Raw genomic sequence first — 20,794 nt, forward strand, 5'->3', positions numbered from 1 at the left:
ACCAAGAGCTACGACAAGCTGATGGAAGAGTTCGGCGGCAGCGACGACAACTGAGGCGCCCGCCGAATCAGGCTTGAATTAAGAATCAGCCCCGGAGAATTTCTCCGGGGCTTTTTTATTCCAGCCTCGTCCTCGGTTCAGAGGCAGCAAACCATCGGTCCCGTCATTGCGAGCGAAGCGAAGCAATCCATCGCGCAGCAAGTACAGAGATGGATTGCCTCGTCGCTATCGCTCCTAGCAATGACAAGCAGTGTAAAACCGTCGCGTTCGCCTCAAGTCCGCGTGCGCATCCGCATCATGAAGCTGTCGAACGAGAGCTCGGCGACCTGCATCCAGGCCAGCGATTCGTTGCGATAGGCGGAGAGGCTCGCATACATCTTGCCGAAATGCGGATTGCTCTTGGCGAGATCGGCGTAGATCTCGTTGGCCGCGCTGTAGCAGGCCTCCAGCACCTCCTGCGGGAACGGCCGCAGCTGCGCGCCGGCGACGATCAGGCGTTTCAGCGCCGGCGGATTGACCGCGTCATATTTGCCGGTGACCCAGGTGAAGGTGTCTTCGGAGGCGGCCTGGATCGCGGCCTGATAATGCTTCGGCAGCGCGTTCCACTTGTCCTTGTTCATCACATTGTGGCCCTGGCCGGTGCCTTCCCACCAGCCGGGGTAGTAATAGAATTTCGCGACCTTGACGAAGCCGAGCTTCTCGTCGTCATACGGCCCGACCCATTCGGCGGCGTCGATGGTGCCTTTCTCCAGCGCCGGATAGATGTCGCCGCCGGCGATCTGCTGCGGCACGCCGCCGACCTTGGCGATGATGGTGCCGGCGAAGCCGCCGACGCGGAATTTCAACCCCTGCAAATCCGCCATCGACTTGATCTCCTTCCGGAACCAGCCGCCCATCTGGGCGCCGGTCGAGCCGGTCGGAATGCCGACGCAGTTGTACTCGCTGAGCAAATTGTTGATCAGCTCGCTGCCGCCGCCCCATTGCAGCCAGGAGATATGCTGGCGCGTGTTGAGGCCGAACGGCAGCGACGTGCCGAAGGTGAAAGCAGGATTCTTGCCCCAGTAATAATACAGCGCGGTGTTGCCCATCTCGACCGTGCCGTTGGAGACCGCGTCCAGCACCTGCAAGCCGGGCACGATCTCGCCGGCGGCAAAGGACTGGATCTGGAACCGGTTGTCGGTGATCTCGGCGACGCGCTTGCAGAAGAATTCACAGCCGCCATAGAGCGTGTCGAGCGCCTTCGGCCAGCTCGCCGCGAGCCGCCACCTGACCTCGGGCATCGATTGCGCGACCGCGGGCGCAGCCACCGCCGTCGCAGCCAGCCCAACGCCGCCTGCCGTCAAGAAATCACGACGCTTCATGCAATTCCCTCCTGTGTGCCGATGCCTCGACAAGGGGAGCGATCTTGGTGCCGTCTTTCTTCGCCGATCGATCGACGTTGCTGTGATGAATGTGTCCGGTGGCCCTCGACGGGCTCTTGTGTGGAAATCCGGGCGCCCGGTTCCGCCGGTCAGGATGATCGTTTGCCGGAGGAAATCAAGCGTCTGCCTACACTGCAGGTGCGAAGGAAAGTTGCGCTACAGGTCTCATCCGATACTCGCCGCGACGATGCCGGCGCCGCCGCGATCTGCTACGCAGGGCAGGTAAGGGAGTTCAAGGACATGGCCAACAAGAAAGTTGTGATCGCCGGCGCGACCGGTCTCGTCGGCAGCGCCGCCTTGCGACACTTCGGCGCATCCGGCGATTGCGAGCGCATCGCGCTGTCGCGCCGCAAGCCGCGCGAGCTCTACGGCGCGCGGCACGTGCCGATCGATCTCGCCAATGCCGAGGATTGCCGCCGTGCCGCGGCCGCGCTCGCCGGTGCAACGCACCTGATCTATGCCGCGCTCTATGAGGCGCCCAGCCTGGTCGATGGCTGGCGCGATGCCGGGCAGATCGCAACCAACGACCGGATGCTGCGCAATCTGATGGGCGTGCTCGAACCCGCAGCGCCCGACCTCAAGCATGTCGCGTTGCTGCAGGGCACCAAGGCTTATGGCGTGCATGTCCGGCCGCTCACTGTGCCGGCGCGCGAGGGCCGCTCGGAAATGTACGAGCAGCCGAATTTCTACTGGGCGCAGGAGAATTTCCTGCGCGAACTGCAGCGCGGCAAGAGCTGGTACTGGAGCATCCTGCGTCCGGTCCTGATCATCGGCGAAGCCATGGGCGGCGCGATGGATTTGATCCCGCCGCTCGGCGTCTATGCGGCGGTACTGCGCGCGCAGGGCAGGCCGCTGGATTATCCCGGCGGGGCGCCGCGCGTCGCCCAGGCGGTCGACGTCGACCTCCTGGCGCGCGCGATCGCCTGGTCGGGCGAGACCCAGGCCGCGCGCAACGAGGCGTTCAACGTCACCAATGGCGACGTCTTCACCTGGGAAAATATCTGGCCGTCGGTCGCTGATGCGCTCGAGATGGCGCCGGGCCGGCATGTGCCGCTGTCGCTGGCGCAGGAATATCCGAATTGGATTCCGCTATGGGACGAGCTGCGCAGCAAGCACGATCTGATCGCGCCGGGTCTGGAGGAGTTCGTCGGCCTGTCGTTTCAATATGCCGATTACAGCATGCGCTACGGGCAGACCGAATCCGGTCCGCCCTCGATCGTCTCGACGGTGAAGATCAACCAGGCCGGCTTCACCGAGATGATGGACACCGAGGTGATGTTCCGGAAGTGGTTTAGGCTGGCGAAGGCGAGCCGGCTGCTGCCGTGAGTTGTTGGAGTCGTGCTCTGGCCGCTTGCTCCTCCCTCTCCCTGTTCTCTTGTCCGCCGAAGCCCGCCTTCGGGCGAAGGCGGATGCGGGGGGAGGGCTGGGGTGAGGGGCTCGTTCCGCAAATATAGTCGAAAACGAACTCGCGGAGATCGCCCCTCACCCGGCGCTTCGCGCCGACCTCTCCCCGCAAGAGCGGGGCGAGGTGACTTCCTACGAAAACGCCCGCTCCATCGCCTTGCGCGTCTTGATCGTGTCGTTCGCTTCGTCGACCTCGACGTCGCTCCATCGCACCACCGCGCCATGGGCGACGTCGTTCTTCAGCTTGACGCGATGGGCGAGCCCGATCGGGAGCGCGCCGGTGGCGAGGCTCGCAGCAGCCGGCATCAGTTTGCCCCACACCGTGTAGCCGCCTTCGCCGTCGAGCATCTCGCCGGCGCGCAGATTGCGCTTGGCCACCGACGCGACGTCGCCGCGGAAGCCGCGCGGCTGTCCGGTCGGTTCGTTGCGCAGCGCCGCCGACAGCACGGAAATGTTCAGCTCGAGCCCGATCAGATGATAGGGCTTGTACATCGCGGCGTAGCGGCCGGACGCATCTGTCTTGAGGCCGTATTGCTTGAAGCAATCGGCGGCATAGTCGTTCGGCGCCTCCAGCACCACATAGACGCCCCAGCGCAGATCGCGAAACACCGGGCGGCCGTCGCGCTCCAGCGACGACACCACCTCGACGATGCCGGATTTCTCCAGCACGCCGCCCGCCTCGCGCGGCCGCATCACATGCGGCAGATCGTCGACGCCGCAGGGCGGAAACAGCAGTCCCTCCGACGGCACGTCGAGCGTGCAGGCGTTGGCGATCGCCGCCATCTCGATCGCGGATTTGGTGCCGTCGAGAAAGGAGTTGAACATCTGCGGGTTCATGCCGGCGGATTGCGCCTCACCCGGGGTGAGCCCGTAATGCTGCCACACCCCCTCCGGTGTCACGTCATGATAGGCCGGCAGGTACTTGGTGCCCTTGCCGGCGGCGACGACGCGAAAGCCGGTGGCGCGCGCCCAGTCGACCATCTCCGCGGTCAGCGCCGGCTGGTCGCCATAGGCGAGCGAATAGACCACGCCGGCCTTGCGTGCCTCTTCGGCGAGCAGCGGGCCCGCCAGCACATCGGCCTCGACATTGACCATCACGACATGCTTGCCGGCCGCGATCGCCGCGCGGGCATGGCGGATGCCGACGGCGGGATTGCCGGTTGCTTCCACCACGACATCGAACGTGCCGCCGGCGCTCGCGCGTGCGCCGTCGTCGGTGAAGGTGGTCGCGTTGATCCGCGCCTCGTCCCAGCCGACGGTGCGACACGCCTCGCGGGCGCGATCGCGATCGAGATCGACGATCACGGGCACCTCGAGCCCCGGCGTATGCGGCACCTGCGACAGGAACATCGAGCCGAATTTTCCGGCGCCGATCAGGACAACGCGCACCGGCTTGCCGGCGGCGGCGCGGGTTTTGAGGAGGTGATGCAGGTTCATGTGCTGGTTGCCATCGGATTTGATCGCGCGGATGCGACGAGGAAAAGGCCGTCATTCCGGGGCGCGACGAAGTCGCGAGCCCGGAATCCATTGTACTACGAACCGTGCGGTTAAATGGATTCCGGGCTCTCGCTTCGCGAGCCCCGGAATGACGGGGTCTCGAGAGCTTACTCCGCCGCCTGCCGCGGCGCACGGGCGAGCCGCAGCAGCGCGTCGTCGGCAACCGTCTGGATCGGCGTGAAGTCGCGATGCGCGATGTAATCCGGCCGCGTCGGGGTGCGGATGTAGTTGGAGACCGCGTTCAAGGTCAGATAGACGATCTTGCGCGGGTAGGGCGTGATGTTGCCGCTCGATCCGTGCACCAGATTGCCGTGGAACATCAGCATGCCGCCGGGCTTGCCGGTCGGCGCGACGATGCCGCCCTGCTTGACGAGGCGGGTCACGGTCTCCTCGTCCAGCGTCCACAGCGGGTAGGACGTGGTTTCGAGATCGTGCGAGGCCTTGAGGTCGCCAGCGGTCTGGCTCTGCGGCACCAGCATCAGCGGCCCGTTGATCGGCATCACCTCGTCGAGGAAGATCGCGATGTTCATCGCGCGCGGCTCCCGCATGCCGTCGTCGCGCTTCCAGGTGCCGTAATCCTGGTGCCACTGCCAGACGTCGCCGGTGAAGGCCGCCTTGGCGTTGATCTTGAACTGGTGCATGTAGACCTTCTCACCGAACAGCTGCTCGATCGGGTCGATCATGCGCGGATGCGCGCCGAGGATGCCGAACGCCTCGTTGTAGAGATGCGCGGCGAACGCCGTGCGCGGCGCGCCGCTCTTCTCGCGCCACACCTCGGGACGGTTGGCGTCATAGATCGCGACCGCCTCGCGGGCGAGGAAATCGACCTCTTCCTGGCTAAACAGTTCGGGCAGGAACAGCCAGCCTTCGCGGTGGAAAAAGTCGACCTGTTCTTGGGTCAGTTTCATGGTGCTTTCCTCCTGTTGTTATGATTGTCATTCCGGGGCGATGCGAAGCATCGAACCCGGAATCTCGAGATTTCCCGATGCGCAATCGCGCATCTGCGGTCTGGTGCTGACGCACCATCCCGGAATGACGGAAGGATCACGCCGCCACGTCGATGGCCCTCAGCTTCTGTTCGGTCATCCGCCCCGCCGTCTGCGCATGCGCCAGCGCGGCAGCCTCGGCGGCGGCGGCATTGCCGGAGAAAATATGCGCGGCGATGGCCTCGTGCTCGGTCCAGGCGCTGTCGCGGTAATCGAGCTCGGCGAGCACAGTCGCCATCGAGCGGCGCATATGCGGCCACTGCGGTGTGATCATCTCCTCAATCGCGGAATTGCCGGCGAGCCGATAGATCGCGCTGTGGAAGTCGACGTCGAGCGCGATCAGCCGCGCCAGCGGCGCGTGGTCGTCGATCGCGCGGCCGGCCTCGAGCGCGGCCTCGAGCTGTGTGCGTGCCGCCGCATCCTCTTTCACATGCATCGCGGCAAGCCGTGCGGCGAGCGCATCGATGGCGCCGCGCACTTCATACAGCTCGCGGATCCGCTGCGGATCGAGCTGCGTCACCTCGAAGCCGCGCTTGCCGCTCTCCGCGACGAGGCCTTGGCGATGCAACAGATGCAGGGCGTGCGAGATCGGCTGGCGCGAGACGCCGAGCTTTTCAGCCAATTCGTTCTGGGTGATGCGCTGGCCGGGCAGCAATGTGCGGTCGATGATCGCTTCGAGCAATCGCCCGTAGACCTGGTCGATCAGGTTCGGAAGCGGGTCCAACGGGATCATGCCATCAGTCCAATTCGGAATACGGAATTCCGTATTCGAAATAGACGCTACTGCGGGTTGCGAAAGCGGTCAAGGCAACAGTTTTCGGCGGGGCTAAGCTATTGATATCTTGATGCTTTCTTCCAAGACTTGATGGGTGCCTCGATTGCGGCGGAGATTTGTCGGAGCGATGGGCACCGTGGCCCGGGCGGATAATGAGCTCAGTGAGGTGAGCGTCGTGCAGGGCTCCCTCCCCCCTTCTTGTCCGCCGAAGCCTCTTGGCGAAGGCGGATGCGGGGGAGGGTGGGGAGAGGGGTGGCCCCGGGCGCCGGCGCGAAAGATCGGCGCTGCTGTCCCAATGCGATGCCGTTGCGCCCCGCTACCTCGCCTTGCCCAGCTCCATCAGCATCCGCGTCATCAGATAGAGCCGCGGCACGATCGAGTTGGTGTCGATGTATTCGTCGCGCGCGTGATAGCCCCAGCCGGCGAGGCCGAAGCTCTCGACCACGATCGCCTTGCCGCTGCGCGCGGCGTAGCCGGCGTCGGTCGCGCCGCCGGTCATCTCCGCAATGTCGAGCGTGCGGTCGAGCTCGGCATAGATCGCCTGTCCCTGTTTTGCGAGTGCGCGGCCGCGATCGTTTGCGATGAAAGGCGGGCGGCCGGCGACGACCTTCACGCTCAACTCGGTGTCCGGGATCAGTCTATTCTTCACCTTCTCGTCGAGTGCCGCTTGCAGCTTCTGCACGCCGTCCGGAATGGTGAGGCGGATGTCGGCGCCGGCGGTGGCTTGATCGGGAATCTGGTTGCGCACGGTGCCGGCCTTCGCGGTGGTCCAGTTCAGCTGCGTGCCGGGAATGGATTTCGCGACGTCCTGGGTTTGCAGCAATTGATGCGCGAGCTCGAGCAGCGCGTTGCGGCCGAGCTGCGGTGCGGCGCCGGCATGCGAGGCCTTGCCCTTCACATCGATCGTGCCGGTCGCGGTGCCGCTAGCGCCGAGCAGCAGGCTCTCATTCCTGGCGACCGGCGGCGCCACGGTCGGCTCGCAGGACAAGACCACATCGTGCTGGTCGGCGAGCTCGGCGATGATCTCGCCGGAACCGATCGAGCCGACCTCCTCATCCGGATTGAACGATACCGTAAGCCTGGCGTAGTCGTGCCAGCCCGCGTCGTTCAGGATCTTCAGCGAATGCAGGATGACGGCGATGCCGCCCTTGTCGTCGGCGATGCCGGGTCCATAGATCCTGCTGCCGTCGACCTTGTAGGGCTGGCTGTCGAGGATGCCGTGCTCATAGACCGTATCCATATGCGCGATCAGCATCAGCTTCCTGCTGCCGGTGCCCTCAAATGTGCCGATCACCATGTCGGCGCCGGCACCCTTCGTGCTCTTGCGGCGCTCGGTCCTGGCGCCGAGCGCCTTCAGCCGCGCTTCGGTGTAGTCGGCCATCTTGTTCAGGCCGTCGACATCGCTGGAGCCTGATTCGATCAGCACCATGTCGTGCAGGCTCTCGATCACGGCCGGTTGGGCCTGCTCGACGGCCGCGCGCAGCTTCTCATCCGCGGCAGCAAGAGCGGAGGACGAGGCGAGGGCGAGCAGTCCGGCCGACGCGAGCAATTTGATGCATCGTTTCATGATTGTCCTCCCTGCGTGAGCGCAGCGAGAGACTAGCATCGCGATCCAGCCGCGTCAGGCGCGATCGAGCACCTCGACATCGAGTGCTTCGATCTCTGCCGGCTCGGCGGTCGCGTCGATCGCCGCGATTCTGTCGCCTGCGATCGTGACCCGCAGCACGACGCGCAGCCTGCCGCCGAGAATGACGGCAACGCCGATCTCGCCGTCGACCAGCGCCGGCTTCGCGGCCTGGGCGCGTCCCTTGAAGCTTTCGGCGACCGCCGCCGCGCCGCGGATCACCGGCAGCGAGCCGAGCCGCTGCGCGGCCTGATCGGCGCGCACCACGACGTCGGGCGCGAGCACCGCAAGCAGCCCCTCGAAATCGCCGTTGCGGGACGCCGCAAGGAAAGCCTCGACGATGCCGCGCTGCCGGCTGAGATCGGCATCCGGCGCAGGCGGCGTGCCCTGCACGCGGCGACGCGCGCGGCTTGCCAGTTGCCGCGCGGCGGCCGGCGTGCGCCCGACGATCGGCGCGATCTCCTCGAACGGCACCGCGAACATGTCGTGCAGCACGAAGGCCAGCCGCTCGGCCGGCGCCAGCGTTTCCAGCACCACGAGCAACGCCGCACCGACCGAGTCCGCCATCTCGGTCTCGCGCTCGGACGGATTGTCCGCGATCGGCTCCGGCACGTGCGCCCCCATCGGCTCCTCGCGGCGCGATTTGCGCGCACGCAGCATGTCGAGGCAGATCCGCGCGATCACCGTGGTCAGCCATCCGCCGAGATTGTCGACCGCAGTCGTGTCCGTGCGGCCGAGCCTGAGCCAGGTCTCCTGCACGGCATCGTCGACCTCGGCGATCGAGCCCAGCATGCGATAGGCCACCGCCCGCAGCCGCGGCCGGTTGGCCTCGAACTGCTCAGCCAGAAATTTCTTCTCGTGCATCGGTCACATTCCCTTGGTCCGCTCCGTCATGGCCATGACGAACGAAACTGGGCCGATGTGACAACAGATCGGCACGGCGGCGTCAAAAGGCAAATCAGGAGACTGACATGATGAAAGCCCGCATGAACCACCCGGTGATGGTTGTTCCCGAGGCCATGAAGGCGCTGCAGGCGCTCAGCGAAAGCACCAAACAGGCCTTGCCGGAAAAGCTGCTCGAACTGGTCCATCTGCGCGCCAGCCAGATCAACGGTTGCAGCGTCTGCGTCGATATGCACCCAAAACTCGCCCGGCGCGCCGGCGAGACCGACGAACGGCTGTTCGCGGTCGGCGCCTGGCGCGATGCGCCGTATTTCACCGACGCGGAACGCGCCGCGCTGGCGCTGACCGAAGCGGTCACCCGGCTCAGCGATCGCGAGGATCCGGTCACGGACGCGGTGTGGGACGAGGCCGCGAAGCATTTCGACGAGCAGCAGCTTGCGTCGCTGTTGCTCGGGATTGCGGCGATCAACGTCTGGAACCGGCTCAACGTCGCCGTGCGGCAACCGGTCGGTGCGTGGAAGGTGTGAGAGCTCTCCTCTCCCCGTTCTCTTGTCCGCCGAAGCCCGCCTTCGGGCGAAAGCGGATGCGGGGAGACGGTTGGTGAGGGGCTCTCTCCGCGAGCAGTGTAGTCGGATAGACCTGTCCCCCTCACCCGGATCACATTTCGCTACGCTGCATGATCCGACCTCTCCCCGCAAGCGGGGCGAGGTGAAGTGTTGGGCCGGCTCAGCCCGCCAAAAATTCCAGCACGATCTCGCAGTAGCGCTGCGGGGCCTGCTCGAACATCGGGTGCGTGGTGCCGGGGATCATCTCGGTGCGCGCACCCTTCACGTTGGCGGCAAGCGCGTGCAGCACCTTCGGCAGCATGCCCTTGGTGTTGGCGCCGCCGATGAACAGCGTCGGCGTCTTGATTGCCTCGGCGTCCGCCTTCGAGAATGGCGGCCGCTGGTCGCGGGTCTGGCCAATCAGCGTGGTCGCGTTGTCGCGCAGCAGCTGCTTGGAGGTTGCCGGAATCCGCTTCCAGGCGCCGGGGCCTTCCAGCGCGTCCATGAATATCTGTAGGCCGCCATCGACGTCGCCCTTGGCGATCACCTCGGCGGAAGCCGCGATCCGCGCCGCCAGTGGTGAGGGGCCGGGCCGGAAATCGGGATCGAGCGTGCCGTCGAGTTCGCCGCCGGGTTCGGCGAGGATCAGCCTGCGCAGGAGGTCCGGCCTTCGCTGCGCGACGCGGAAGCAGATATGGCCGCCGCGGGAATGTCCCATCAAGTGGACCGGTTTGGTGTCGAAAGCCTCGATGAAGGCGATCACATCGTCGACATGCTGGGCGATCGAATAGGTATCGCCGACGCCATCCCAATGCGCCGGGAAGAAATGCCGCAGGCTGACCGCAATCACGCGATGCGCCCGCGTCAGCGGCCCGAGCACCGCCGACCAGATCCGGAAATCGCACAGCGAGCCATGCACGCAGAGCAGCGGCGGCCCCTTGCCGCTCTCTTTGCCGATATCGAGATAGGGCATGTCGAAACCGTTGACGTGGAGACTGTGCATTCGGGGGCTCGCGGACGGGCGGGAGATGTTGTTGATTTGGCCCAAGTTCCCACGGAATTCGGGTGGATAGCAACATTCTCCAAGCCTAGATTTCAGATCAACAGCAGGCTCACGCGTGAGCCGAAGCAACGATATCAGGGAACATCTGGAGCGAGCCATGACCGGCCAGCATTTTGCAATCTTCGAGACCATGATCGGCGCCTGCGGCGTCGTCTGGGGCGAGCACGGCGTCACCGGCGTGCAGCTGCCGATGGGCACCGAGGAGAAAACCCGCAAGCGGATTGCCCAGCGCAACGGCGAGGTCACCGAGGCGGCCCCCGCCGGCCGAGGTGCAGCACGCGATCGACGGCATGATCGAGCTGCTTGCCGGCAAGCCGAACGACCTCGCCGACATCGTGCTCGATCTGGACGGGGTGCCGGAGTTCAACCGCGGTGTCTACGACATCGCGCGGAAGATTCCGCCGGGCAAGACCATGACCTATGGTGACATCGCCAAGCAGCTCGGCGGCGTCGAGCTGTCGCGCGACGTCGGCCAGGCATTGGGCCGCAACCCGTGCCCGATCGTGGTGCCCTGCCACCGGGTGCTGGCGGCCGGCAACAAGCCGGGCGGCTTCTCGGCCAATGGCGGCGTGGTGACCAAGCTGAAGATGCTCGAGATCGAGGGCGCGGTGGTGAACCACACGCCGAGCTTGTTCGATTGAGCGGCGCAAGTTGCGAAACCGTGGGGTGGGCAAAGGGAGCGCAAGCGAACGTGCCCACCCTTCTTGCACCGCTTGAAGGTGGGCACGCTTCGCTTTGCCAGCCTACGGGTCGACCCCTCCAGGGGAGGGTGAAGCGCTCGCCTACCTCACCGTCTCGCACACGAACCCATTGCCCTTCCGCTTGATCTTGCCGACGGTCGGCGAGGGGAAATGCGCGGGGCAGCACAGCGTGTCGGTGTCGCAATAGCGTTCCAGGAAGCTGCGCCGCGTCTTCGCTGCCAGTGCCGGGTCGACGTCGAATTTCGGCGACAGCTCCGGATAAAGCGTCTGGATCGGCGAGTGCATCAGATCGCCGGCAAACACCGCGTCATCCTTGCCGCGGCCGAGAGTGAAGGCGACATGGCCCGGGGTGTGGCCGGGCGTCGGCAGGATGCGCAGGTGATCGCCGATCGCAAAATCAGTGCCGACGAGCTCGGCGCGCTTGGCCTCGACCACGGGCAGCACGCTGTCGACGAAGGGCGGGACCTCCGCCTTGGCATTGGTCTCGGTCCAATAGTCGAACTCGCTCTTGTCGAACACGTAGCGCGCGTTCGGGAAGGTCGGCACCCAGCGGCCGTTCTCCAGCCGCGTGTTCCAGCCGACATGATCGACATGCAGATGCGTGCACATCACATAGTCGATGTCACCGACCGAAAAGCCCGCCGCCGCAAGGCCGCGCAGATAATTGTCATCGGTCTTCATATTCCAGGTCGGCCGCGTCGGGCGCGGCTTGTCATTGCCGATGCAGCTGTCGATCAGGATGGTGTGGTGCGGCGTCTTCACGATGTAGGACTGGAATGCCAGGATCAAGGTGTCGCTGTCGTCGAGCGCACCGGCCGCCTTCATCCAGGCGCGGTTCTCGGCGAGCAGCTCCGGCGTCAAGCCGGGAAACATGTCCTGCGCGGGCAGGAACTTGCCTTCCTCCTCGACAATGCGATGAATGGTGAGGTCGCCGGCTGAAAATTTCAGGCTCATGGTGATTCCTTGGATAAGGTCGGTGCGCGTCGCGCACGGTGAGGTGATGATGTCGGCGCGGTAGCCAGCGCCGCAAGCGCTTCGTTCGGCCGGCCGTACCGGGCTGCCGCCGTCGTCATCACAAGATCGAGATCGGCAATCGTCGCGAGCGCAAGGCTCGCGCCGGGAAGCGGGGGGAGACGAGCGTGCATCGTCATTGTCCCCGCCTTTGTCCGGTTACGCCGGCGGCGGCGCCGAGATCTTCACCGACGGCCGCTCCAGCATTTTCTGGCAGAACGCGTCGAGCTTCGGATAGGCCTTGCGCCAGCCGCAATCGGCGAAGCGGAAATCGGCGTAGCCGAGCACGCAGACGAGGCCGATCTGTGCGATGTCGAACGACGAGCCATCGAGCACGTCCGGCCGGTTCTCGAACCGCGCCATGCCGGCCCAGGCCCTGTTCCAGTGATCGTCATACCAGGCCTGCCACAGCGAGCCCTGCGGCCGCACCATCTTCTCGTAGCGGCACAGCAGCATGGAATCGAGCATGCCGTTGAGCAGCGAATGATCGGTCTTCAGCTGCCAGCGTCGTGGGCCGTAGCCCGGGATCAGCCGGCCGCCGCCGATCTCGTTGAGATATTCGACGATGACGTAGGAATCCAGGATCACATCGCCATGGTCGAGGATCAGCACCGGCAGCTTCTTCAGCGGCGAGATCCTGGAGTATTCGTCGTTGGCCGTGCCGGGCGCAACGGTTGCCGGCACGAATTCGATCTTGTCGATCAGGCCAAGCTCGATCGCCGCGATGCGCACCTTGCGGGCGAACGGGGAGGCGGGAGAGAAGGTGAGTTTCATGGATGGTCCTTGCGCGGGCTATCGAATTTGAGCGTCATTGCGAGGAGCGAAGCGACGAAGCAATCCATTTGTCCGCTTGCTTGGATAGATGGATTGCTTCGCTTCGCTCGCAATGACGGCGGTGGCGCTGGCTGGACCTCAAGCCGCGACGATTTCCTGGCGCTGCTCGCCGAGGCCTTCGATGCCGAGCGTGACGACGTCGCCGACATTGAGATATTGCGGCGGCTTCATGCCGGTGCCGACGCCGGGCGGAGTGCCGGTGGTGACGATGTCGCCGGGCAGCAGCGTCATGAACTGCGAGACGTAGGAGATGCACTTCGCCATGGTGAAGATCATGGTCGAGGTCGAGCCGGTCTGGCGGCGTTGGCCGTTGACGTCGAGCCACATCGAGAGCTTCTGCACGTCGGCGATCTCGTCCTTGGTGGCGAGCCACGGGCCGACCGGACCGAACGTGTCGTGCGACTTGCCCTTGGTCCACTGACCGAGGCGCTCGATCTGGAAATTGCGCTCGGAGACGTCGTTGCAGATGCAATAGCCGGCGACATGGTTCAGTGCGTCGGCTTCCGAGACATACTTGGCGCGGGTGCCGATGATCGCTGCGATCTCGACTTCCCAGTCGAGCTTGGTCGAGCCGCGCGGCTTCTCGACCGCGTCGTTCGGGCCCGACAGCGCCGTGTTGGCCTTGAGGAAGAAGATCGGCTCCGACGGAATCGGGTTGCCGGTTTCCTTGGCGTGGTCGGTGTAGTTCAATCCGATCGCGACGAACTTCGAGATGCCCGTGACCGGGGCGCCGAAGCGCGGCTTGCCGGAGACGGCTGGCAGGGAGGCGGGATCGAGGGCAGCGAGCTTCTTCAGCGATTCCGGCGAATAGGCCTCTCCGGTCAGGTCCTTCAGGTGAGCCGAGAGGTCGCGGAGCTGGCCGGATTTATCGATCAGACCGGGCTTTTCCGCACCCTTTTCGCCATAACGAACAAGCTTCATGTTGATCACTCCCTACGATGTCCTGAGGATTGTTACTGGTATACCTCGACACGCTTCATGGAACAGCGCGGGCGGAAATTCAACTGCCATGAGGCCGCTGCATTGCTGCCAAGCCTTATTTCAAGGCCGGTTCGGGCCGATCACTCCAGCGCGATGAACCTGAACGCATTGCCGTCGCGCTTGATGTGGCCGGCATTGAAATGCCCGCCGATCACCAGCGTGGGCGTGTCGGCAAAGCGTGAGAACAGCTCGCGCCGCGTCACCGCCGACTGCTTCTGGTCGGAGTCCGCGGTCGATGACCAGTCGAGATGATACATCTGGCAGGGATGATGCGCGACGTCGCCGGTCAGCAGCCCTTCCTCTCCCGCCGACCTGATGTGGATGCTCATGTGGCCGGGGCTATGCCCCGGCGTCGGGATCAGCGTGATCTCCTCGGTCAGGCGGTGGTCGCTCGGCACCAGCTCGGCCTTGCCGGCGTCCGCGATCGGCTTCACGGAATCGGCGAACACCGCGGCGTGCGCAGCATCGTCACTGTGGTCGCGCCAGTGCTCGAATTCGGTCCTGCCGAATACGTAACGTGCGTTGGCGAAGGTCGGCACCCATTTGCCGCCGGCGAGCTTCGTGTTCCAGCCGACATGGTCGACATGCAGATGCGTGCACAGCGCGGTGTCGATGCTGTCAGGGGCAAATCCCGCCGCGGTCAGCTTCTCCAGGAACGGATCGCTGCGGTTGTTCCAGGTCGGCACGTTGCGGCCCTGCTTGTCGTTGCCGAGCCCGGTGTCGACGATGATGCGGTGCTCCGGCGTCTCCACCAGCAGCGAGTGGATCGACATTTTCAGCCGGCCGTCCTCATTGGCGAAATGCGGGATCAGCCAGGGCAGGCTCTGGATCTCCTCCCGGCCGGCGAGCGGCAGGATGAAGCGGGTGCTGCCGACGGTCTCGAGCTCGACGACCTTGGTGATTTTGACCTTGCCGATCGTCCATTGCATGCGGCGTGCCCTCCGTTTTTTGTTCTCTGGCCCGACCATGCTTGTTTCCGCGTGCCGGCGCAATGGATCAAGTCGGCGCCTCCTGCGTTACCGCCTCGTTGGACCAAGGAGTGCGCGAATGCCGGAACTCACAATCTCCCCCGAAAAGGTCGGCTTCTTGATCGAGAAGGCGCGCGAATTCGACGTCAAGGAGGGCATCGTCGATCCGGACTCCGGCTCGAACGGCGCCGACGACGAGATGATCGACGTGCTGGAGGATGACGGCAATGATCCGGTGGCGCGCGAGATCACCGGCTTCATTGACGCGCTGACCGAGGACGAGCAGGTCGATCTGGTTGCGCTGATGCGGCTCGGCCGCGGCGACGCCACGATCGAGGAATGGGCCGATCTGCGCCGCGAGACCGCGCGCGGCCGCAACGGCCGTACCGCGACCTATCTGCTGGGCGAGCCGATGCTCGGCGATTTCCTTGCCGAAGGGCTCGACGAGTTCGGCCTTTCGCCGAACGACGAGCGCATCACGCCGATCCAGTAGGAGGAGCTGTTCACTTATCTCGCCCCGCTTGCGGGGAGAGGTCGGATTGCATGCAGCGAAGCGGAATGCAATCCGGGTGAGAGGGGGAGTTTCCGCAGTCTCTGCCGTCACCTTTTTCGCGGCGAGAGCCCCTCACCCCAACCCTCTCCCCGTATCCGCCTTCGCCCGAAGGCGGGCTTCGACGGACAACAGAACGGGGAGAGGGAGAAGCAAAACATCCGCGTGTTATCGCCCGCAGTCGACGATCACGGTACCGATCTTGTCGCCCTTCTCGACCGCGAGATGGGCTTCGGCGGTCTCCGACAGCGCGAATTGGCCGGCGATGTTGTGCACGCGGGTACCCGACTCCAACCATTTGGTGATGTCGGCCTGCGCGGCCGCGAGCAACGTCGGCGGCAGCGCGAACAGCACCAGCGTGCGCACCGTGATGCATTTCTCCATCAATTCGCGCACCGGCAGCGTGGGCGTGCGGTTGCCGTTGCTGGCATAGACCGCGATGGTCGAGTTCATCGCCATGAGCTTCAGCGTGGTGGCGAGGTTGCCGCCGAAATCGACGTCGATCACGCGGTCGACGCCGCGGTTCTCGGTGAAGGCCATCATCTTGGCGACGACGTCCTCGGTTCGGTAGTTGACGACGGTGTCGGCGCCGGCCAGCCGCGCTTCGACGTCCTTGACCTCTGAACTGACGGTCGCGATCACGCGCGCGCCGCCCCACTTCGCCAATTGCACCGCGTAGTGACCGACCGCGCCGGCGCCGCCGGTGACCAGCACCGTTTGCCCTGCGATCGGACCGTCGGCAAACAGCGCGCACCACGCGGTCATGCAGGGGATGCCGAGCGTAGCACCTGCGGCGAACGACACGTCCTGCGGCAGCGGCGTCACCAGGTAGTCGGCGAGCGCGATGTATTCGGCCGCGGTGCCGAAGGCGCGGCCGTTGCGCTGGCCGTTGAACAGCCAGACGCGGTCGCCGACCGCAAAGCGCGTCACGCCTTCACCGACCTGATCGATGATCCCCGCGCCGTCGCTGTTCGGGATCACGCGCGGGAATTCCATCGCGCGATAGTTGCCGCTGCGGCGGCCGACATCGGCCGGATTCATGCCCGACGCTTCGAGCCGAACCCGCACCTCGCCGGGGCCCGCATCGGGCGTCGACATTTCGCCGACGGTCAGCACCGTCGGCGCCGCGCCGGTTTTTTCGTACCAGACTGCTCTCATCTAGCGCCCCTTTCCGAAGTTCGTGAACTCGTCCAGCGACCTCGTGCGCGAACTTCGGAAAGCAAGAGGGCGCTAGAAGACTCATGAATCTCTAGTGAGTGCCGCTTGACCGATTTGAAGCTCCAAACCGGTCTCGCCGCATACAGTGCAGGAGCTTCAAATCGGCGGCACTAGAGCGTGCCCGGGAAGGCGCCGCCGTCGAGCAGAATGTTCTGCCCGGTGATGAAGCCGGCCTTGTCGCCGCACAGGAACGCGCAGGCATAGCCGAACTCGTCGGGACGGCCGAAGCGGCCGGCGGGGTTCAGCTTGGCGCGCTCGGCCAGCACCTGGTCGGCCGAGATGCCGCGCTTCTCGGCCTCGGGCTTGGCGGTGCCGCGCAGGCGGTCGGTGTCGAACGGGCCCGGCAGCAGGCCGTTGATGGTGACATTGTTGATCACGGTCTTGCGCGACAGGCCGGCGACGAAGCCGGTGAGGCCGGCGCGGGCGCCGTTGGAGAGGCCGAGGATCTCGATCGGCGCCTTCACGGCGGCCGAGGTGATATTGACGATGCGGCCGAACTTGCGCGCCATCATGCCGTCGACGGTTGCCTTGATCAGCTCGATCGGCGTCAGCATGTTGGCATCGATCGCCTTGATCCAGTCGTCGCGGGTCCAGTTGCGGAAATCGCCGGGCGGCGGGCCGCCGGCATTGTTGATCAGGATGTCCGGTTCGGGGCAGGCCCTGAGCACGGCCTCGCGTCCGGCCGCCGTCGTGATGTCGCCGACGATCTCGGTCACCGTGACGGACGGATGGGCCTTGCGGATGTCGTCGGCGGTCTGCTTCAGCGCCTCGGCGCCGCGCGCCGTCAGGGTGACGTGCACCCCTTCATTGGCGAGCGCGATCGCGCAGGCACGGCCCAGTCCCTTGCTCGATGCGCAGACGATGGCCCGGCGGCCTTTGATTCCAAGATCCACGAGTTCACTCCCTGTGATGTCGGGTCGGTTTGTAAGGTTTCGATGGCGCCAGTCTAGCCAGGCTCGGCCGCGGCGATAAGGGAGGTGCAATGCATAAGTGCATGCCGGGCCGGAGCGGCCGGGCCAGCGCAACGGGCTAGATGCGCTGCTCCCGCCGCAGCCGCTCGATCGCCATGGTAGCTTCGGGCGGCAGCGAGCGGAATCCGGCCTGACCCGCCGCGGAGAACAGCGGCCGCAATTGCGATCCGTTGAGGAATTGCGGCTGCTTCGCCAGCGGCACCAGCTGATCGAACACCAGCACCAGCGTGGTCACCACAAGGCCGACCCTGACCGCGCCGAGCAGCGCGCCGCCCAGCCGGTCGCCGATCCCGATCTCCGCGCCGATGGTGTCGTCGAGCATCGTCCGCGCCATCTTCCCGAGGATGACGCCGGTCAGCAGGAACAGGCCGAACAGCAACACCCCATTGGGCGGAAACGGCGACGACGGCAGCGTCGCGATGTGGGGCCCGATCATCGCCAGCAGCGCGACCGCGATCGGCATGGCGACGAGGTAGGCCAGGATGGTGACCGCGCTGCGCAGCAGGCCGGTGGTGAAGCCGGTGACGACTGCGAACAGCAGCCCGAGGGTCACGACGATGTCGAAGAGGTTCATGGATGACGATTTCCTGCCCCGATCTCCTACGGTTCCCAGGTTGATGAAACCGGTTTGCATCGAGGACAATTGTAGCAATCAATCGTCCGTTTTCCGCAACCTGTCGATGTCCGGCCTATGCGATGCCGGTAAAGAAATCATCCTCCTCGCCCGCCACAGGCGTCATTCCGGGCGCGACGAACGTGCGAGTTCGTAGCCCGGATGGAGCGCAGCGCAATCCGGGGAGCCTGTGCGCGAAATCCCGGATTACGCTTCGCTTCATCCGGGCTACGATGTCTCGTATTGGCCGCGATCGTTACCGCGCCCGCATCTCCGCCCTGGTCATATCGGCCGCCTTCCGCCGGCGTGTCGAGCAGCCGCCTGGTCATCTTGAAGCCCGCGACCATGGTCTCGACGTCGCTGTCCTCGCCGTGTCAGTCACCCCACTCTCTTGCCGTTCGGCTACGACAACATCCGCATCAGCTTTTCCAGTCGCGCGACCTTCGCGCCATAGGGCGGATAGAGATCGGCGAGCCGGTTGAAGCGCGAGCGGTAGAACACCGGCTTCAGCTTGGTCAGCGTCTTGAATCCCCATTCGCCGTGATACGCGCCGGTGCCGGACGCGCCGACGCCGCCCATCGGCTGATAGGCCTGCGCGAAATGGAACAGGCAGTCGTTGACGGTGACGCCGCCGGACACCGTGCGCGCCAGCACCGCGTCGCGGGCGGCATTGTCGGTGCCGAACCAGTACAGCGCCAGCGGGCGGTCGCGCTTGTTGATGAAGGCGATCGCCTCATCAGTGTCGCGGGTGCCGATGATCGGCAGCAGCGGTCCGAAGATCTCCTCCTGCATCACGGTCATCTCGGGCGTCGCATCGACGATGACGGTCGGCGGGAATTTGCGCACTCCCTTCCATTCGGGATCGTTCGGCGCCGCCGGTTGCATGATGGTCGCGCCCTTTGCGGCGGCATCGGCGACGAGGCCTTCGAGCCGGGCGTAGTGCCGGTCCGAGACGATCGAGGTGTAGTCGGGATTTTTCGGATCGGTGCCGAACATGTGCTGCATGTGGCCCAGCAGCCGCATCGCGAACGGCTGCACCGCGGCTTGCGGCAGCAGCACGTAATCGGGCGCGATGCAGGTCTGCCCGGCATTGAGCAGCTTGCCATAGGCGATGCGCTGCGCGGCCTCGTCGATGTCGGCGGAGCCGTCGACGATCGCGGGCGACTTGCCGCCGAGCTCGAGCGTCACCGGCGTCAGATTGCGGCCACAGGCTTCCGCGACCAGCCGGCCGATCCGGGTCGAGCCGGTGAAGATCAGATGGTCGAACGGCAGCGCGGCGAAGGCCTTTGCAATGTCGTCGTCGATCGCGGTGACCGCGAGCTCGGTGGGGTCGAATTTCTTTTCAATCGCCTCGGCCAGCAGTTCGGCGAAGCGCGGCACCAGCTCGCTCGGCTTGATGATGGCGCGGTTGCCGGCCGCGATCGCGGCGACCGCAGGCGCCAGCGTCAGTTGCAGCGGATAATTCCATGGTGCGATGATCCCGACCACGCCGAGCGGCTGCGGCATCAGCCGGTTCTTCGCCGGCGCGAACTGCATGGTGGTCGGCACCTTTTGCGGCGCCATCCACGACTTGAGGTGCTTGGCCGCGTGCTTGATCTCGCCGAGCACCAGCATGGTCTCGGCGATCGCGGTCTCGACGGTGGAGCGGTGGCCGAAATCGGCCGAGATCGCCGCCTCGAATCGCGCCTCGTTCTCGGTCAGGGCGGCGCGCAGGCGGCGCAGCCGGTCGAGCCGCGCCTGCAATGTCGGCGCCGGCTCGCTCCGTGACAGCTCGATCTGGCGGTGAAAGGTCTCCTCAAGCGCGTACAGCCCCGGGCTCTTCACCAGCCGGTCCATGGCGTTCCCCCTCGGATGACATTTCCTTGACGGATTTTGTTGGGCGCCAAGCTCCGCTTTTGCGGGCGGTCTGGCAAGCCCCGGTTCCCGGCGGTCATTTTGTCAGGAAAGCCGGTGATCTGGACGTCACAAAATCCTCAAAAACCCGCATCCGGGGCTTTCCAAACCCACTTCACATTGATACATACGCCCCGCACCCGACGGCTTCGGCCCGGGTCGCCTTCTCAGGAAGCCCTCCGGACGGATCGATCGGCGCCGTTAGACGCGTTGGCCGACAGGTTCGGGCACTCTTTCTGCAAGGCACGCAACGGTTTAACGCGGGGTGGAGCAGCCCGGTAGCTCGTCAGGCTCATAACCTGAAGGTCATAGGTTCAAATCCTATCCCCGCAACCAACTTTTCCCTAGTTGGATCAATGAATTAGCCCGCCATTGGCGGGCTTTTTCATGTCTTACAAGGCATTCCCAAACGCTCCCGACGGAAACCGTTGATTGACAATGGGTTAGGTCGATTCCGGCTCGGATTCCCAAATAGTTCGAAATACTCCACGGCACAAAACTGGCACAAAGCGGCACAAAACCGAGAGGGGGTAGTTCGCGCAAAGTTCACCACTGCTCCGCGCCAAATATGGAGCCCGGACCGCCGGCCATTCTGCAGCTGCTGTCCCGTTTGTTGCTTGCAGCGCGACTTCCTGCGTTAGTGTTGGAGGACGCACGAGAATTAATTGCAATCTGTAGATGTTGAGAGCATATCGTGTCGCTCGGTCGGCCGCGGTGCGTGGAATCGAGAGGGCTCGCGAACGTTGCGGGAAAGTCCATGCGACATGACGCAAGTGGATTTGAATGGACGCAGACGATCATATTCGCCGAATTGCCTACGCGTGAGGGCGGTGGTT

20 protein-coding genes, 1 tRNA gene and 1 pseudogene (1 of these 22 only partly in view) are annotated in these 20,794 nt (G+C 64.9%); 7 read left to right on the top strand and 15 right to left on the bottom strand.

Going from position 1 to position 20,794, the window contains the following annotated elements; all coding sequences use genetic code 11:
• Positions 1-54, top strand: the final stretch of a protein-coding gene (locus ACVMB0_RS13045; protein WP_456750393.1) for a hypothetical protein. It extends 555 nt beyond the left edge of the window; only the last 54 of its 609 coding nucleotides appear in the window; the start codon falls outside the window, past its left edge; it ends in the stop codon at positions 52-54.
• 218 nt (positions 55-272) lie between these two features.
• Here the strand turns inward: ACVMB0_RS13045 and ACVMB0_RS13050 are convergent, their stop codons facing one another.
• Positions 273-1,361 (bottom strand): TRAP transporter substrate-binding protein, encoded by a 1,089-nt coding sequence (locus ACVMB0_RS13050; RefSeq protein WP_456750392.1) that lies wholly within the window; start codon positions 1,359-1,361, stop codon positions 273-275.
• 300 nt (positions 1,362-1,661) lie between these two features.
• Between ACVMB0_RS13050 and ACVMB0_RS13055 the strand changes: the two genes are divergently transcribed.
• Positions 1,662-2,747: an NAD-dependent epimerase/dehydratase family protein gene (locus ACVMB0_RS13055; protein WP_461346490.1), complete on the top strand. Its 1,086-nt coding sequence runs from the start codon at positions 1,662-1,664 to the stop codon at positions 2,745-2,747.
• Between the two features lie 210 nt (positions 2,748-2,957).
• On the opposite strand, the gene ACVMB0_RS13060 is transcribed toward ACVMB0_RS13055, so the two are convergent.
• The 5 genes from ACVMB0_RS13060 to ACVMB0_RS13080 form a co-directional block, all read right to left on the bottom strand.
• A complete protein-coding gene (locus tag ACVMB0_RS13060; protein ID WP_456750390.1) occupies positions 2,958-4,262 on the bottom strand; it encodes an NAD(P)H-dependent oxidoreductase in 1,305 nt (434 codons plus the stop codon).
• 167 nt (positions 4,263-4,429) lie between these two features.
• Complete coding sequence (locus tag ACVMB0_RS13065) at positions 4,430-5,230, bottom strand: phytanoyl-CoA dioxygenase family protein (RefSeq protein ID WP_461346491.1); 801 nt, start codon at positions 5,228-5,230, stop codon at positions 4,430-4,432.
• 136 nt (positions 5,231-5,366) lie between these two features.
• Positions 5,367-6,041, bottom strand: a complete 675-nt coding sequence (locus ACVMB0_RS13070) for a GntR family transcriptional regulator (RefSeq protein ID WP_461346492.1) — start codon at positions 6,039-6,041, stop codon at positions 5,367-5,369.
• 358 nt (positions 6,042-6,399) lie between these two features.
• Positions 6,400-7,650, bottom strand: coding sequence for a M20/M25/M40 family metallo-hydrolase (locus tag ACVMB0_RS13075; RefSeq protein ID WP_461346493.1), 1,251 nt, complete (start codon positions 7,648-7,650; stop codon positions 6,400-6,402).
• A 54-nt stretch (positions 7,651-7,704) separates the two neighbouring features.
• The gene (locus ACVMB0_RS13080; protein ID WP_461346494.1) at positions 7,705-8,571 is read right to left on the bottom strand and encodes a sigma-70 family RNA polymerase sigma factor; all 867 of its coding nucleotides are present in this window, start codon (positions 8,569-8,571) and stop codon (positions 7,705-7,707) included.
• Positions 8,572-8,681: 110 nt separating this feature from the next.
• On the opposite strand from ACVMB0_RS13080, the gene ACVMB0_RS13085 reads away from it, so the two are divergent.
• Entirely contained in the window at positions 8,682-9,137 is a 456-nt protein-coding gene (locus ACVMB0_RS13085) for a carboxymuconolactone decarboxylase family protein (protein WP_461349645.1), read from the top strand.
• A gap of 199 nt (positions 9,138-9,336) precedes the next feature.
• Here ACVMB0_RS13085 and ACVMB0_RS13090 read toward each other — a convergent pair whose 3' ends face one another.
• Positions 9,337-10,158: an alpha/beta fold hydrolase gene (locus ACVMB0_RS13090; protein ID WP_461346495.1), complete on the bottom strand. Its 822-nt coding sequence runs from the start codon at positions 10,156-10,158 to the stop codon at positions 9,337-9,339.
• Positions 10,159-10,315: 157 nt separating this feature from the next.
• Here ACVMB0_RS13090 and ACVMB0_RS13095 point away from each other — a divergent pair.
• Positions 10,316-10,859, top strand: a pseudogene (locus ACVMB0_RS13095) (methylated-DNA--[protein]-cysteine S-methyltransferase).
• Positions 10,860-11,000: 141 nt separating this feature from the next.
• Here the strand turns inward: ACVMB0_RS13095 and ACVMB0_RS13100 are convergent.
• The 4 genes from ACVMB0_RS13100 to ACVMB0_RS13115 form a co-directional block, all read right to left on the bottom strand.
• Complete coding sequence (locus tag ACVMB0_RS13100; protein ID WP_461346496.1) at positions 11,001-11,873, bottom strand: MBL fold metallo-hydrolase; 873 nt, start codon at positions 11,871-11,873, stop codon at positions 11,001-11,003.
• A 216-nt stretch (positions 11,874-12,089) separates the two neighbouring features.
• The gene (locus ACVMB0_RS13105) at positions 12,090-12,704 is read right to left on the bottom strand and encodes a glutathione S-transferase family protein (protein ID WP_461346497.1); all 615 of its coding nucleotides are present in this window, start codon (positions 12,702-12,704) and stop codon (positions 12,090-12,092) included.
• A gap of 138 nt (positions 12,705-12,842) precedes the next feature.
• Complete coding sequence (locus tag ACVMB0_RS13110) at positions 12,843-13,685, bottom strand: fumarylacetoacetate hydrolase family protein (protein ID WP_456750382.1); 843 nt, start codon at positions 13,683-13,685, stop codon at positions 12,843-12,845.
• Positions 13,686-13,825: 140 nt separating this feature from the next.
• The gene (locus ACVMB0_RS13115) at positions 13,826-14,674 is read right to left on the bottom strand and encodes an MBL fold metallo-hydrolase (RefSeq protein ID WP_461346498.1); all 849 of its coding nucleotides are present in this window, start codon (positions 14,672-14,674) and stop codon (positions 13,826-13,828) included.
• 118 nt (positions 14,675-14,792) lie between these two features.
• On the opposite strand from ACVMB0_RS13115, the gene ACVMB0_RS13120 reads away from it, so the two are divergent.
• A complete protein-coding gene (locus ACVMB0_RS13120) occupies positions 14,793-15,206 on the top strand; it encodes a DUF3775 domain-containing protein (RefSeq protein ID WP_461346499.1) in 414 nt (137 codons plus the stop codon).
• Positions 15,207-15,431: 225 nt separating this feature from the next.
• Here ACVMB0_RS13120 and ACVMB0_RS13125 read toward each other — a convergent pair whose 3' ends face one another.
• The 3 genes from ACVMB0_RS13125 to ACVMB0_RS13135 all read right to left on the bottom strand — a co-directional run bounded on the left by ACVMB0_RS13125 (position 15,432) and on the right by ACVMB0_RS13135 (position 18,026).
• Positions 15,432-16,421 carry an NADPH:quinone reductase gene (locus ACVMB0_RS13125; protein ID WP_461346500.1) on the bottom strand — a complete coding sequence of 330 codons (990 nt, stop codon included), beginning with the start codon at positions 16,419-16,421 and terminating at the stop codon, positions 15,432-15,434.
• Positions 16,422-16,591: 170 nt separating this feature from the next.
• A complete protein-coding gene (locus ACVMB0_RS13130; protein ID WP_456750378.1) occupies positions 16,592-17,374 on the bottom strand; it encodes an SDR family oxidoreductase in 783 nt (260 codons plus the stop codon).
• A gap of 136 nt (positions 17,375-17,510) precedes the next feature.
• A complete protein-coding gene (locus ACVMB0_RS13135) occupies positions 17,511-18,026 on the bottom strand; it encodes a CvpA family protein (protein WP_461346501.1) in 516 nt (171 codons plus the stop codon).
• On the opposite strand from ACVMB0_RS13135, the gene ACVMB0_RS13140 reads away from it, so the two are divergent.
• Positions 18,025-18,222: a hypothetical protein gene (locus ACVMB0_RS13140; protein ID WP_461346502.1), complete on the top strand. Its 198-nt coding sequence runs from the start codon at positions 18,025-18,027 to the stop codon at positions 18,220-18,222. The genes ACVMB0_RS13135 and ACVMB0_RS13140 overlap by 2 nt on opposite strands.
• Before the next feature lie 245 nt (positions 18,223-18,467).
• On the opposite strand, the gene ACVMB0_RS13145 is transcribed toward ACVMB0_RS13140, so the two are convergent.
• Positions 18,468-19,901 (bottom strand): coniferyl aldehyde dehydrogenase, encoded by a 1,434-nt coding sequence (locus tag ACVMB0_RS13145; protein ID WP_461346503.1) that lies wholly within the window; start codon positions 19,899-19,901, stop codon positions 18,468-18,470.
• Between the two features lie 316 nt (positions 19,902-20,217).
• Here ACVMB0_RS13145 and ACVMB0_RS13150 point away from each other — a divergent pair.
• Positions 20,218-20,294 (top strand) — tRNA-Met (locus ACVMB0_RS13150).
• Positions 20,295-20,794 lie beyond the last annotated feature (500 nt).

It is taken from the genome of Bradyrhizobium sp. USDA 4451, from assembly GCF_054822585.1.